Consider the following 12843-nt stretch of genomic DNA (forward strand, 5'->3'; position numbering starts at 1 on the left):
TGTGTTTAAATATTATAGTTCGGCCACCTTTGGTTCAAAAAAATTCACATAAAAAAAGTTATCAGGGTCTACCCCGGCATCAATAAACAAAAGTTTAATATGCTGTACTCTTTCAAAATCTTCCTGTGCATGCAATTCCAAAAACTCAAGAAATTCGGTGAGGTTGCTAAACTTAAAACTAAGGTTAGTATTTAGCGAATATTCGGTAATGCTGTATTCTGCGGTGACAACATCAATGCCCGCAGTTTTAAAAGCCTCCCGGATAGTTTCAAAATTTTCGTCCATGGCGGTAGTTTTAAGCCTTTTAATAATTAAAATTTAAGCAGTAACCATTACTGCTTTACCTTTTAGTGAGGTACTACAAATTATTAATTATCTTTTATACAGGGTCTTAAAATACCTATAAAGTTTTACTTTTTCATTAAAGTATCTATGGTAACTTTCATGGCGGCAATAGTTTGCTCCTGTGCCTCTATAGTTTTTAAGAGGGCTTCTTTTTCGGTAGAATATAATGGAGATTGCGGCTCAGATATTTTGTTAGAATCTGATATGGCGGTATAGCCTTGGTTCTTTAAATACAAATCATGATTTATAAAATCGTCAAGGGAAATGTTATACTCTTCGCAAATTTTTTGCATAACCTCTACTTTAGGATGTGATATGCCACGCACATACGTTCCTATCACGCTCTTCTTCAGGCCAAATTTGGCACCAAATTCATCCTGCGATAAAAAATTGTTTTCACACAAGTATTTAATATTCAGACCTATATAATCTTTCATGACCACAAAAACCGTTTATATGAAGAATATTATTTGTTTTTACAATTATTTTTCTTACATTTATCTTTATAAATATACAGAAAATTATTGCAAAAATAACGATTTATGACAGTAAGTGATTTTTTGAAGGAAAGAAACAAGAAAATTTTGAACCGATACAACGAATTAAAGCAGCAAAAAATACCTTCTAAAAAAATATTGCAAAGTATAAGTAGGGAATTTAACGACTTATCTGTTTATACCATCGAGCAGATCATCTACAATAAAAATTACTCTAACAGCCCCCATAAAAAAGAATAGTTCCCTTTTACGTTTGTCCCCAAGAACATAAAGCTATTTGCAGGGAAACAAAAAAGCTTCGAACATAAGTCGAAGCTTTTTCTATTTATAATCACTAATAAATTATAATGTTTCGTTTTTTACTATCTGTACTTTGCCAGCTGGTACATCTCCGGTAGTATCTTTTAGCAAAAGCACTCCCAGTACATTTACCGGGATATCAATAGGCTCGTCAGAGTTTTTCATCTCCTCGCCTATATGATCGTAATCAGCAGGGTTAAGCACGAGCGAATCGCCCTTATCTATTCTTTTGGCAAAAAGGTAATCCCTTATGGCTGCCACCGAGATACTGTGGCCTATACTTACAAATTGAGACATAATTGTTTTGTTTATACAGCTAAGATAGCACCGTTAAAAATAAACTTTGAAAACTTTTTGTTAAATTAAATCTTACAATATAAGTACAAAACGGTAATAAACGGGCTTAAAATAGGCATTACTAATATAATGCCTATCTTTGCACAAAATATATGCAATGGCCACATTTCTTGATCTCGACCTGCCTAAATCGCTGCAAAAAGCCCTCGATGAGCTGGGGTTTGTAAATCCTACGCCCATACAGGAGCGTGCAATGCCGGTAATATTATCAGGCCGCGACATGATGGGTATTGCACAAACCGGTACCGGTAAAACTTTTGCCTACCTGTTACCCATTTTAAAACAATGGAAATTTGCCAAAACACACATACCCCGCGTGGTAATTGTAGTACCTACCCGCGAGCTCGTAGTACAAGTGGTTGAAGAGGTAGAAAAACTTACCAAATACATGAGTGTGCGAACGCTGGGTGTATACGGTGGTGTAAACATAAATACCCAAAAAACAAGGGTTTATGAAGGTGTTGATATTCTTGTGGGTACGCCCGGACGAATGATGGACCTTGCCCTTGATAACGTGGTGCGTTTTGACGAGGTACAAAAATTGGTTATAGATGAGTTTGATGAGATGCTTAACCTGGGCTTTAGGGTACAAGTAACCTCTATCTTATCGATGATGAAGATGAAGCGCCAAAACATCCTGTTCTCGGCTACAATGACCGAAGAGGTAGATGATATGCTTAACGACTTTTTTGATTTCCCAGAAGAGGTTTCGTTAGCTGCCAGTGGTACTCCGCTTGAAAAAATTACGCAGTTGGGTTACAACGTGCCTAACTTTTTAACCAAGATAAACCTTCTTAAGCATTTGCTTAAAGACGAAAGCCTGAGCCGTGTACTTGTTTTTGTGAACAACAAAAAAATAGCCGACCTGGTTATTAACCATCTTGAAGAAGAATTTGGTGAGCAGTTTGGGGTAATACACTCTAACAAATCACAAAACTACCGTTTGCAAACCATGGCATCGTTTCAGGCAGGAGAAATTAGGGGTATTGTTACCACCGATGTTATGGCGCGTGGTTTGGATATATCCGACATTACACACGTTATAAACATGGAGCTCGCCGAAGCGCCGGAGCAGTACATTCACCGTATTGGGCGTACAGGCCGTGCCGATAAGACCGGTATTGCCATTAGCTTTATCGCGCCTTTTGAAGGTGACATTATGGTTGAAGCCGAAGTTTTGATGGAAAAAGAACTTGAGATGCTGCTAATACCCGAAGAAGTGGTTATTGCCGAAAGGCTGCTTGAGTTTGAAAAAGACAGGAAGCAGGTAAAATTCCTGATGAAAAAGGTTAAAAAAGGCGAAGGCGCTTTTCATGAAAAGAAAGAAAAGAACAAAAAGGTTAACCTTGGTGGCCCGGGTAAAACCAAGCCCCGCAAAACCGCACCGCGTAACCGTGGTGTAGAGGCCAAACGTGCTGCAAAAAGAAAAAAAGGTAAATAAGATTTACTCTTATCATAAATACAAAAACCACCCAATTGGGTGGTTTTTTGTTGTATGTATGTTTTGATTATTTATTAGGCGTAAACACGAGGCAAACCGGTTGGCATAACTCTATTTTTTTGCCGGTATCGGTAAGGAGCCCGGTGCTTTTGTCTCTTTTAAATATAATAATGTTGTTACTGTTTTGATTGGCTACCAGTACGTAATTATCGTTAGGGTCTATAGTAAAATTACGCGGCCCTACGCCCTGTGTGCTTATTTGCTGTATAAGGTTTATTTTTCCGTTGGTATGTACCCTGAACGCTGAAATAGTGTTACCATCTGCCCTATTGGTTGCATACAAATATTTGCCATCTTTAGAGAAATGAATATCGGCAGAGCCATTTTTACCGCCAAATATTGCCGGTGCAACACTGGCTTCGTCAACCTTAACCAAAGTTTCATTCTCATAGCTAAAGGTTGTAAGTGTACCATCTAACTCCTGTAACAGGTATACAAAAATACCGTTAGGGTTAAATACCAAATGCCTTGGGCCACTACCGGGCTTAACATCTACTGATCCTTTTAATACAAGCGTTTTGGCACCACCTGCGGGGTTATAGGTGTACATAAATACCTTATCTAAACCCAGGTCGTTCACAAAAACATACTTATTATCCGGCGAAAAATATACCATGTGTACGTGGGCACTTTCCTGGCGGCTTTTATTCGTGCCACTGCCTGTGTGCTGTACCACTTGCTTGGCATCGCTAAGGCTGCCGTCGGGCTTCCTTTCAAAAACTGCAACAGACCCACCTGAATAATTGGCAACAATTACGTTTTTATCGTCGTTTATTATATAACATGGGTCGGCGCCTTTAGAGTCGGTTTTATTTAAAAGATCCAGTTTACCTATTGCAGGGGCATATTTAAAAGCGCTAACCGTACTTTTTTTACCGTCTTCGTTTACGCTGTAAACAAATTTTTTATCGGCAGATACTGTAAGGTAACTTGGGTTTATAACACCATCGGTATTACTTTTAAGCTTATATTCCAAGGTATTAACATTAAAATCGTACACATAAATACCTTTGCTCTGGCAGGCGTTTGTGTAAGTACCAACAATAAGGTTAAAATTATCCTGTGCTGCGGCGTTCATAAATACAAGTAATAGTAGTGCTTTCGCTAATTTCATGGTATGCAATTTAGTACTTACAAATGTAAAGTATTTAAACATTATGTGAAATTTATACCCTGTTTTTGCTGTATCATTTAGAATAAAAATGTGTATTTTTGACAAACTTTCAAACGAATGCAGTTTAAACACCCGGAAATTCTTTACTTTCTCTTCCTGCTGGTAATTCCTATACTGGTACATTTGTTTCAATTACGTCGTTTTCAAAAGCAATATTTCACTAACGTACGTTTTCTTAAAGAGCTTAGCATGCAAACGCGCAAAAGCTCTAAAATTAAAAAATGGCTGTTGCTGTGTACCCGATTGTTGCTGTTAGCCTGCGTAATTATAGCTTTTGCCCAGCCGTTTTTTAAAGCGAAGGATAATGAGAATAAGGGTAACGAAATGGTGATCCTCCTGGACAACTCTTTCTCTATGCAAGCTAAGGGCAGCCGTGGCGAACTGCTTAAACGTGCCGTTCAGGATTTGCTGGAAAACACGCCCGAAAATCAGCAATTTTCGCTTATTACTACTACCAATGCTTATTGGAATACCGATATAAAATCAATCCAGAAAGAGTTACAAAACTTAACGTATAGTGATGTTCCTTACAAGCCCGATTTCTTATTAACCAAGGCACAGGCTAAAAACCCAAACACCGGTAAAGATGTAGTTTTAATTACCGATGCCGTTAATCTTGATAGTAAAGATGTTAGCAAGTTTAGTACCGGCAGCCCTGTGTATGCTATAGTACCCGAAGCAGAGAACATCCGCAATATTGCTATAGACAGCGTGTACATATCGCAAACTATGGATAACTTTTACGAGATAAAGGTTGATATGCAGGCGTATGGCGAGTTTGAAGATGATGTGCCTATTGCGCTTTACAACGGCAAAAACCTCACAGCAAAAACGCTTGTAAAGTTTGATGGAGAAAAAAAGAGCAGCACCTTTACTATTCCTAAAAAAGATTTTCATGGTTATGTAGCGGTGACCGATAACAGCCTTGCCTACGATAATACGTACTACTTCAGTATTTCGAAACCACAAAAATCGAATGTATTAACCATCGGCGAAAGCCAGAAGAATGCATTTTTGACGAAGATATATACGGCTGACGAATTTAATTTTATAGATACCCCACTTAGCGGCCTTGATTATAACAGCCTCGAAAAACAAGATGCCATTATCTTAAATGAGCTAAAGGATATTCCGCAGTCGTTAATAACCACCCTTAAAGATTTTTATGCAAAAGGCGGTAATGTGGTTATCATTCCCGCTGCTGATTGTAGCCTGCAAAGCCTTAATACATTACTAAGCACTTTTGGCAATATGAGCTATAAGCCGCTTACCCAAACTGAAAGGCTTATTACCAAAATTGCTTTTAACCACCCACTATACCAAACGGTATTTGAGAAAAAGACCGATAATTTTCAGTACCCAAAAGTAAACGCCGCATTTACGCTTAGCGGCAATGCCATGCCGGTTCTAACTTATGACGACCAGACACCGTTTCTTGCATCGCTAACCAACAGGCTGGGTAATGTGTATGTTTTCTCGGCACCTGTAAATAAAACCAACAGCAACTTCCAGAATTCGCCGCTTATTGTGCCTACGTATTATAACATGGCACTAAGCAGTGGCAAGACAGGAATTAGTGCAATAACTATCGGTCAAAATCAAAGTTTGCTATTGGACGCTGTACTTTCTAAAGACGAAGTGCTTACCGTTAAAAACCAGGATGCTGACTTTATACCCATGCAGCAGGTGCTTAACAATAAGGTTAAGCTGTCTTTTGGCAATTACCCAGAGGCCGCCGGTAACTACAGCATTTTTAAAGGCGATGAAAACATAAAGAACATCAGCTTTAACCATGCCCGTACAGAAAGCAACCTTAACCAGCAAAACAAAGGTATACTTAGCAGCTTTACCAAAGTCGACTCAGTTGCTACGGTATACAACGATATAAAATCTGAACGTACTGCAAGCGAACTGTGGAAATGGTTTATCATTGGCACACTCGTTTTCTTATTACTCGAACTCTTTATCCAAAAATTTGTAAAATGAACCTGATATTTAAAAACGCCACCATTATTGATAAAAACAGCCCGTTTAACAACAAAGCTGCCGACATTGTAATTGAGGGCGGTATTATAAAACAAATTGGAACCAATATTGCCGCTATTGATGGCTTTGACGTTATAGAACTTGATAACCTGCACATCTCTCAGGGGTGGTTTGACAGCTCGGTTAGTCTTGGCGAACCCGGCTATGAAGACAGGGAAACCCTTGCTAACGGCCTTGATGTGGCTGCCCGCAATGGCTTTACCGATGTTGCCCTGCAACCTACCGGCTACCCTATTGCCGAGAAACAGGCCGATATTGCTTTTGTAGTGAACAGGTCGGCGCACACTGCCACTGCCCTGCACCCTATTGGGGCGCTTACAAAAGGCAGCGAAGGTAAAGACATGGCCGAACTTTTTGATATGAAAAATGCCGGGGCGGTTGCCTTTGGCGATTATAACAAATCGTTAAGCGATGCCAATATCCTTAAAATTGCGCTGCAATATGTTCAGGATTTTGACGGGTTGGTTATTGCGTATTCTCAGGATGATAAAATTAAAGGTAAAGGCGTTGTGCACGAAGGTGAAGTTAGTACCCGCCTGGGACTTAAAGGCATCCCTACACTTGCTGAAGAATTGCAAATTGCCCGCAATCTGTACCTTTTAGAGTACACAGGCGGTAAGCTACACATACCTACGATATCTACAGCCAGATCGGTACAGTTAATTCGTGAAGCAAAGGCTAAAGGGCTTAACGTTACCTGTAGTGTTGCCGTACATCATTTAATTTTTACCGATGAAGTGTTAGCCGACTTTGACAGCCGTTATAAAGTTGCCCCACCCTTACGCCCGGATACCGAAAGAAAAGCGCTTATAGAGGGTGTTTTAGATGGTACGATAGATATTATAACGTCTGACCATAACCCATTAGATATTGAACACAAAAAACTGGAGTTTGACCTTGCAAAAGATGGCACTATAGGTTTCGAGAGTGCTTTTGGCGCCCTAAATACCATACTGCCTTTAGATGTTATAATAGAGAAATTTACAGCCGGCAAAGCAATTTTTGGCATCGAAAATAAGGCTATTGCCGAAGGTTCTCAGGCAAGCTTCACACTATTTAATCCCGAAGGCCACTGGACATTCGGCAAAAGCGATATACTTTCAAAATCTAAGAATTCAGCATTTTTAGGCGCTGCATTAAAGGGCAAAGCGTACGGAATTTATAACCGCGGCAAGCTGATACTTAATAAATAATTTGCATTAGTTTACACATAATGAACGATACCATTGAAAAAGGCAAAACCATTGCCATTACCAGTTATATACTGGTTGTAGGCGCGCTTATTGCCATGTCTATGAATTCTGAAAATAAAAACCCTTATGCGTCTTTCCACATCAGGCAGGCACTGGGATTATCAATACTTTTTGTGGCTATAGGCTACACCCTTAGTGGTTTTTGGAACCCCATGATTGTGTACCCATTCTGGATATTCATGTCGGTGTTATGGGGTTACGGATTGTTTACAGCCATTAGTGGCCAAATGCGGCCAATACCTTTAGTTGGCGGATTGTTTCAAAAAGTATTTAAAAACCTGTAGCAGTAACTATGGAGTTATCATTATACCACCTTGTAAGGCAGCCTAAAATACAGCAGGAAAAAAATCCGTTATTACTATTACTTCACGGCTACGGCAGCAACGAGGAAGACCTTTTCTCGTTTGCAGCACAATTGCCCGACGAATACCTTATCGTTTCAGTACGTGCACCATATACGCTTCCGGGCTACGGCTTTGCTTGGTATGCCATAGATTTTGATGCCGATATGAACAAGTTTACCGATGATGTTCAGGCAGTACAGTCGCGCGATCTTATTGCGAAATTTATAGATGAAGTTGTTGCTGCCTACCCTGTAGATAAGGATAACGTAACGCTAATTGGCTTTAGCCAGGGCGCTATTTTGAGTTATGCTGTAGCATTAACCTATCCTGAAAAAATAAGCCGTGTGGCTGCCCTGAGCGGTTACCCGCACAATACCATTATTAGTGATGTAAATAGCGAAAAGCTGAACAAACTTCGCTTTTTTGTATCGCATGGCACTATAGACCAGGTTATCCCGGTAGAATGGGCACGCAAAGCACCTGAGTTTATAAAAGCGTTGAATTTAGATGTGGAGTATCACGAATATAATGCAGGCCACGGAGTAGCGCCACAAAACTTTTACGACCTACTTAACTGGTTAAATAAGTAAAAACTATCGGTTAGGGTTTTGCTTAATGTATACTTCGGTAGCGCCAAGGCCATATTTTTGATAGTCGGCATCTCTAAAGGTAATGCCTTCATAGCGGCCCAGCATAAAATCAAGCTCTGCTTTAAGCACCCCCTCGCCCACACCGTGTATAAAAACTACTTTAGGCATCCTATTTTTAATGGCAAACTCAATCTGGCGTTTAGCCGTTTCAGATTGCAGGGTTAAGATATCGTAGTTAGACATTCCCCTTTTGTTAGGCACCAGCTTTTCTATATGCAGGTCTATTTCCAGTACAAAGCCATCGCCTTTTACCTTCTTTTCTTTTACAAAACTGCGTTTTTTAGGCTCTTCTTTTTCCCTTAAAACCGAACCCAGGCTTTGGTTAGAAAAAAAAGAGGACAACTCGCGCGAATTGGTAATTTTAACCAGTTCGCTTTCATCAAACAGCAATTCAAAACCATCGGTGGTTTCTATGAGTACCTTATCCTTTTTATAGCCCTTTACACGGCCATTAAAAGAATCATCCAGTACTGTAACCTCATCGCCTGCCTTAAACTTCATTGTTATCGTTATTAGGGTCGCCCTTACTGGGTACTTTGCTCATAAGCTTCATTAAGCCCATCATAAAAATTACTATGGCAATAACCATTATAACCACATTGGGTTTGGCTAAAGATTGCTCGTAAAGCGCTACGAAAGCAGCGGCAAACATTAATACAATGTAAATGGTTTTCATGGGGGTAAAGGTACTAAATTGCAATAAAAAATCCTCTCATTAAAAATGAGAGGATCTGTATATAATTTTCACTGTTACATACCGCTTGCAGCGCCAACCCCTGCAACAATTGCAAATACAAAAACCAGGATATAAATAGCTATCATTATAATAGCAAGGATACCTAAAAATTTATAGTGCGATTTAAGGTTTTCCATTGCTGTTGTAAGGCGCTCTGTATTGTTAGTATTTAGCGCCTGTTTAGTACTTGATGCAAACCTGAAAAGATACAAAACCGGGAAAAAATAAAATAAGGCTATAACAATGTATACCCCACCTATTGTTGCGCCACCCAATGCTCCAAACATTCCGGCACCTCCGCCAAGAGATCCCATTGCGCTGCCTGCTGCGAACATAATAAGGCCAAATATTACCATTAAGCCAATAAAAATAAAGCCTAAGATGGATAAGAATGAAGCCCATTTAGCTGTTTCCCTTAAAAATGCCTGGGCAGGTAATGTAAACTGAAGTTCGAAATTGTCAAAAGCCGATTTGCTTTCAAGATCTGAGGAATAGTTTTCCATAAAATAATAATTGATTGGTTTATAATAAATGAATTGGTTTACTTTTCGAAATCTTTTAAAGTTGTGGTAATAATAGTTACACATTCAAGTAATTGCTCCTGTGTCATTACTAATGGCGGTGCAAAACGTATAATGTTACCATGTGTAGGCTTTGCAAGCAGCCCATTTTCACTTAGCGCCATACAAATATCCCAGGCAGTAGAGCTATCTTCGGTATCGTTGATTATAATAGCATTAAGCAATCCTTTACCACGCACAAGGCTTACAATATTGCTGTTAGCAATATATTTACTTAATTCCTGCCTGAATAGCTTACCAAGCTTTTCGGCATTATCAGCAAGGTGCTCATCTTCCACCACCTCAAGGGCAGCTATGGCAACAGCAGCGGCAATAGGATTGCCGCCAAAGGTAGAACCGTGCTGTCCGGGCTTGATAACATTCATAATAGCATCATTGGCGAGTACTGCCGAAACAGGGTATGCCCCACCCGAAAGTGCTTTGCCTAATATCAAAATATCAGGTTGTACGTTTTCATGATGTACGGCAAGGAGTTTGCCGGTACGTGCAATACCTGTTTGTACCTCATCGGCGATAAAAAGCACGTTGTGTGCTTCACAAAGCTGTTTGGCTTTTGCCAGATAGCCCTCTCCCGGAACGTATACCCCAGCTTCACCCTGGATAGGCTCTACAAGAAAACCGGCAATGTTGGTTTCTGATTTTAAAACATTCTCTAACGCGGCAATATCATCATAAGCTATCTTGATAAAACCCGATGTATAGGGGCCAAAATTTTTACGGGCACCTTCATCATTAGAAAAAGAAATTATTGTAGTGGTACGGCCGTGAAAATTATTTTCGCAAACAATTATCTTAGCTTCATTTTCGGCGATACCTTTGCGCTCATAAGCCCATTTTCGGCAAAGCTTAATGGCAGTCTCTACAGCCTCAGCGCCGGTATTCATAGGCAATACTTTATCAAAGCCAAAGTACTTGGTAACAAACTCTTCATACTTACCCAGCTTATCGTTATAAAAAGCGCGGGACGTTAAAGTAAGCGTTTGTGCCTGGCTAACAAGTGCATTAACAATTTTAGGATGGCAGTGCCCCTGGTTTACTGCCGAATACGCCGAAAGAAAGTCGTAATAACGTTTACCATCGGTATCCCAAACATAAACACCTTCTCCCCTGCATAGTACTACCGGCAGCGGGTGGTAGTTGTGCGCCCCGTATTTGTCTTCTAAAGCAATAGCATTTGCAGCCCCTGATTTTTCTAAAATCGACATTGTAATCTTAATTTTATTTTATAAACAGCAATTCCTGCTTATGGAGAGAAATCATCCTGATTTAAAGCTGCAAAATACTAAAAATAAAATTATTCTACATTTATTCTGTATTAAATACAAAAACCTCATTCTATAAAGAATAAGGTTTAACTTAAAAGCAAATGATGCTTCTATTTATTTTTCATCGGCACTTGGGCCATAACTGCCGGGTATAGGTATATCAAGCAATCGTAAATAAACACCTAATTGTGCCCTATGGTGCACTATTTGCGAGTAGGCCATGCGTATAACCCCATACCTGTTATAGGTGTTTATAATGTGGATGCCATTGCGTAGTACCCAATCTTCGGTAAGTATGTTGGCATCAGCTTCAGCTAAAGATTGTTTGCCGCTTTTAAGCGATGCCTCAAAAAAATCAAGCAGTTCGCCTGTGTTCTTTACATCCTGTGGCGTGTACGGATTGCGTTCAAAATCAAGTTCATTAGTTGTAAGTGCCGTAGCAACCCACCCGGGAAGCTCGGCAATGTGGGCTGCAAGCTGCTTAAGCGTCATACTTTTAGGGTGCGGCTGCCAGTCGAATTTTTCAGGTGGAACGCGGCTTAGCATTTTGCGGGTTGTTATAGCCTCGTTGTGCATTTCTTCCTGTAAAAGCGGGATAAGTTCTAATGTAATGGTTTCCATAATCGTGGTTTAATTTGTTACAGTACAAAGTAAGCCACGGTTTATGACAACCCTATGTCAGCAGGTTTTTAGAAAGCGAATATTTTTGCGAATAGGTATCTATAAGCAGGCAAACACGGTCTTTTAATTCTTCCGGTTCTATAATTTCAACCTTATCGGCAAACATCATGATCCAGCGTTCCATACCGGGATCGGTAAATTGGGTAAGAAATGTCATCTCAACCTTGTCGCCCATATTTTTTTCTGAAACAAAACCATGATAATGACGGTGTTCTTCCAGATACATAGTGATGGATTTAGAAACCCTGAGCACCACTTTTTTTACGTTAAAACTTTTCTTTTCCTGTTCTTTAAGCTCCTGAAATTCTTTTAACGATGCGCGTTCTTCCTGAGGTATATCGGTAAGCTGTATGTTTACAACACGGTCTATCCTAAACTGGCGGTAGGCATTCCTTAAATGACAGTAAGCAATGGTATACCAGTTTTCGTATTCATGAAAAACGCCTATAGGCTCCAACAGCCTCTCGCTGCTATCATCATTACCAAAAGCTTTATAAACCATTTTAACCACCTTTTTATCGGCAATAGCCTTTAAAAGAATGTCTAAAATATTTTGGGGTATAACTTTATTATGCTTTTTACCTGTTACCACTATTTGCTGGTCCAGGTTTTCCAACAGGTCTTTTTCAGTTCCCCTAAGCACTGCCTTAACCTTAAACATAGCACTATTAAAATGGCTTTGAAGGGCAGTATCGCTAAATTTTTGCATCAATTTTTCGGCTGTAATAAATGCTACGGCTTCATCGGGTGTAAACATTACAGGCGGAAGGCGATAACCTTCAACTAAAGAGTATCCTATACCTGCCTCACCATACAGTGGTACACCGGCTTCTTCCAGCGAACGGATATCGCGGTACACGGTGCGCAGGCTAATGCCAAACCTATCAGCCAAATCTTGTGCTTTAACTACTTTTTTAGACTGTAGTTGTATAAGTATAGCGGTTATCCTGTCGAAACGGTTCATGGTAGTAAAATTTGCAAATCAAATATAAGATTTACCCTAAAATAAAAAAGCCCTTTATCGCTAAAAGGCTTTTTAAAATATAATAATTAACTAACTCCGTATCCTGTAAGTTATGATTAGATCACTTCTTAAATTGCCATAACTTTTTG

At 39.7% G+C, this 12843-nt stretch carries 15 protein-coding genes; 5 read left to right on the top strand and 10 right to left on the bottom strand.

The features are described from left to right. Positions 1-12: 12 nt before the first annotated feature. The 3 genes from FMM05_RS12080 to FMM05_RS12090 form a co-directional block, all read right to left on the bottom strand. Positions 13-285 (bottom strand): hypothetical protein, encoded by a 273-nt coding sequence (locus FMM05_RS12080; protein WP_143373639.1) that lies wholly within the window; start codon positions 283-285, stop codon positions 13-15. 125 nt (positions 286-410) lie between these two features. Beyond that, complete coding sequence (locus tag FMM05_RS12085; RefSeq protein ID WP_143373640.1) at positions 411-782, bottom strand: helix-turn-helix domain-containing protein; 372 nt, start codon at positions 780-782, stop codon at positions 411-413. A gap of 402 nt (positions 783-1184) precedes the next feature. Further along, complete coding sequence (locus FMM05_RS12090) at positions 1185-1439, bottom strand: hypothetical protein (protein ID WP_143373641.1); 255 nt, start codon at positions 1437-1439, stop codon at positions 1185-1187. A 157-nt stretch (positions 1440-1596) separates the two neighbouring features. Between FMM05_RS12090 and FMM05_RS12095 the strand changes: the two genes are divergently transcribed. After that, the gene (locus tag FMM05_RS12095; RefSeq protein ID WP_143373642.1) at positions 1597-2940 is read left to right on the top strand and encodes a DEAD/DEAH box helicase; all 1344 of its coding nucleotides are present in this window, start codon (positions 1597-1599) and stop codon (positions 2938-2940) included. A gap of 67 nt (positions 2941-3007) precedes the next feature. Here the strand turns inward: FMM05_RS12095 and FMM05_RS12100 are convergent, their stop codons facing one another. Continuing rightward, positions 3008-4114 (bottom strand): lactonase family protein, encoded by a 1107-nt coding sequence (locus FMM05_RS12100; protein ID WP_235894405.1) that lies wholly within the window; start codon positions 4112-4114, stop codon positions 3008-3010. Positions 4115-4231: 117 nt separating this feature from the next. On the opposite strand from FMM05_RS12100, the gene FMM05_RS12105 reads away from it, so the two are divergent. From FMM05_RS12105 to FMM05_RS12120, 4 genes are read left to right on the top strand one after another with little or no spacing between them, the layout of a single operon-like run. After that, the gene (locus FMM05_RS12105) at positions 4232-6160 is read left to right on the top strand and encodes a vWA domain-containing protein (RefSeq protein WP_143373643.1); all 1929 of its coding nucleotides are present in this window, start codon (positions 4232-4234) and stop codon (positions 6158-6160) included. Beyond that, entirely contained in the window at positions 6157-7413 is a 1257-nt protein-coding gene (locus FMM05_RS12110; RefSeq protein ID WP_143373644.1) for a dihydroorotase, read from the top strand. Before FMM05_RS12105 ends, FMM05_RS12110 begins: the two co-directional genes overlap by 4 nt. A 20-nt stretch (positions 7414-7433) precedes the next feature. Further along, positions 7434-7757 carry a hypothetical protein gene (locus FMM05_RS12115; protein WP_143373645.1) on the top strand — a complete coding sequence of 108 codons (324 nt, stop codon included), beginning with the start codon at positions 7434-7436 and terminating at the stop codon, positions 7755-7757. 8 nt (positions 7758-7765) lie between these two features. Then, positions 7766-8407 (top strand): alpha/beta hydrolase, encoded by a 642-nt coding sequence (locus tag FMM05_RS12120; RefSeq protein ID WP_143373646.1) that lies wholly within the window; start codon positions 7766-7768, stop codon positions 8405-8407. Positions 8408-8410: 3 nt separating this feature from the next. Here the strand turns inward: FMM05_RS12120 and FMM05_RS12125 are convergent, their stop codons facing one another. The 6 genes from FMM05_RS12125 to FMM05_RS12150 all read right to left on the bottom strand — a co-directional run bounded on the left by FMM05_RS12125 (position 8411) and on the right by FMM05_RS12150 (position 12694). Continuing rightward, positions 8411-8968: a Smr/MutS family protein gene (locus FMM05_RS12125; RefSeq protein WP_143373647.1), complete on the bottom strand. Its 558-nt coding sequence runs from the start codon at positions 8966-8968 to the stop codon at positions 8411-8413. Then, entirely contained in the window at positions 8958-9143 is a 186-nt protein-coding gene (locus FMM05_RS12130) for a hypothetical protein (protein WP_143373648.1), read from the bottom strand. The genes FMM05_RS12125 and FMM05_RS12130 overlap by 11 nt, the downstream gene beginning before the upstream one ends. A 74-nt stretch (positions 9144-9217) precedes the next feature. After that, a complete protein-coding gene (locus FMM05_RS12135; protein ID WP_143373649.1) occupies positions 9218-9706 on the bottom strand; it encodes a DUF5362 family protein in 489 nt (162 codons plus the stop codon). 38 nt (positions 9707-9744) lie between these two features. Further along, positions 9745-10989: an ornithine--oxo-acid transaminase gene (gene rocD / locus FMM05_RS12140; protein WP_143373650.1), complete on the bottom strand. Its 1245-nt coding sequence runs from the start codon at positions 10987-10989 to the stop codon at positions 9745-9747. 174 nt (positions 10990-11163) lie between these two features. Then, positions 11164-11670: a DinB family protein gene (locus tag FMM05_RS12145; protein ID WP_221932270.1), complete on the bottom strand. Its 507-nt coding sequence runs from the start codon at positions 11668-11670 to the stop codon at positions 11164-11166. 52 nt (positions 11671-11722) lie between these two features. Further along, a complete protein-coding gene (locus tag FMM05_RS12150) occupies positions 11723-12694 on the bottom strand; it encodes a helix-turn-helix transcriptional regulator (RefSeq protein ID WP_143373651.1) in 972 nt (323 codons plus the stop codon). Positions 12695-12843: the final 149 nt, after the last annotated feature.

It is taken from the genome of Flavobacterium zepuense, assembly GCF_007097145.1.
In the GTDB taxonomy this organism is placed as follows: Bacteria; Bacteroidota; Bacteroidia; order Flavobacteriales; family Flavobacteriaceae; genus Flavobacterium; species Flavobacterium zepuense.

What these genes read in the sequence shown, in the direction of transcription:
- FMM05_RS12080 (WP_143373639.1), bottom strand. Translation starts at nt 285, where the DNA reads ATGGACGAAAATTTTGAAACTATCCGGGAGGCTTTTAAAACTGCGGGC.
- FMM05_RS12085 (WP_143373640.1), bottom strand. Translation starts at nt 782, where the DNA reads ATGAAAGATTATATAGGTCTGAATATTAAATACTTGTGTGAAAACAAT.
- FMM05_RS12090 (WP_143373641.1), bottom strand. Translation starts at nt 1,439, where the DNA reads ATGTCTCAATTTGTAAGTATAGGCCACAGTATCTCGGTGGCAGCCATA.
- FMM05_RS12095 (WP_143373642.1), top strand. Translation starts at nt 1,597, where the DNA reads ATGGCCACATTTCTTGATCTCGACCTGCCTAAATCGCTGCAAAAAGCC.
- FMM05_RS12100 (WP_235894405.1), bottom strand. Translation starts at nt 4,114, where the DNA reads ATGAAATTAGCGAAAGCACTACTATTACTTGTATTTATGAACGCCGCA.
- FMM05_RS12105 (WP_143373643.1), top strand. Translation starts at nt 4,232, where the DNA reads ATGCAGTTTAAACACCCGGAAATTCTTTACTTTCTCTTCCTGCTGGTA.
- FMM05_RS12110 (WP_143373644.1), top strand. Translation starts at nt 6,157, where the DNA reads ATGAACCTGATATTTAAAAACGCCACCATTATTGATAAAAACAGCCCG.
- FMM05_RS12115 (WP_143373645.1), top strand. Translation starts at nt 7,434, where the DNA reads ATGAACGATACCATTGAAAAAGGCAAAACCATTGCCATTACCAGTTAT.
- FMM05_RS12120 (WP_143373646.1), top strand. Translation starts at nt 7,766, where the DNA reads ATGGAGTTATCATTATACCACCTTGTAAGGCAGCCTAAAATACAGCAG.
- FMM05_RS12125 (WP_143373647.1), bottom strand. Translation starts at nt 8,968, where the DNA reads ATGAAGTTTAAGGCAGGCGATGAGGTTACAGTACTGGATGATTCTTTT.
- FMM05_RS12130 (WP_143373648.1), bottom strand. Translation starts at nt 9,143, where the DNA reads ATGAAAACCATTTACATTGTATTAATGTTTGCCGCTGCTTTCGTAGCG.
- FMM05_RS12135 (WP_143373649.1), bottom strand. Translation starts at nt 9,706, where the DNA reads ATGGAAAACTATTCCTCAGATCTTGAAAGCAAATCGGCTTTTGACAAT.
- rocD (WP_143373650.1), bottom strand. Translation starts at nt 10,989, where the DNA reads ATGTCGATTTTAGAAAAATCAGGGGCTGCAAATGCTATTGCTTTAGAA.
- FMM05_RS12145 (WP_221932270.1), bottom strand. Translation starts at nt 11,670, where the DNA reads ATGGAAACCATTACATTAGAACTTATCCCGCTTTTACAGGAAGAAATG.
- FMM05_RS12150 (WP_143373651.1), bottom strand. Translation starts at nt 12,694, where the DNA reads ATGAACCGTTTCGACAGGATAACCGCTATACTTATACAACTACAGTCT.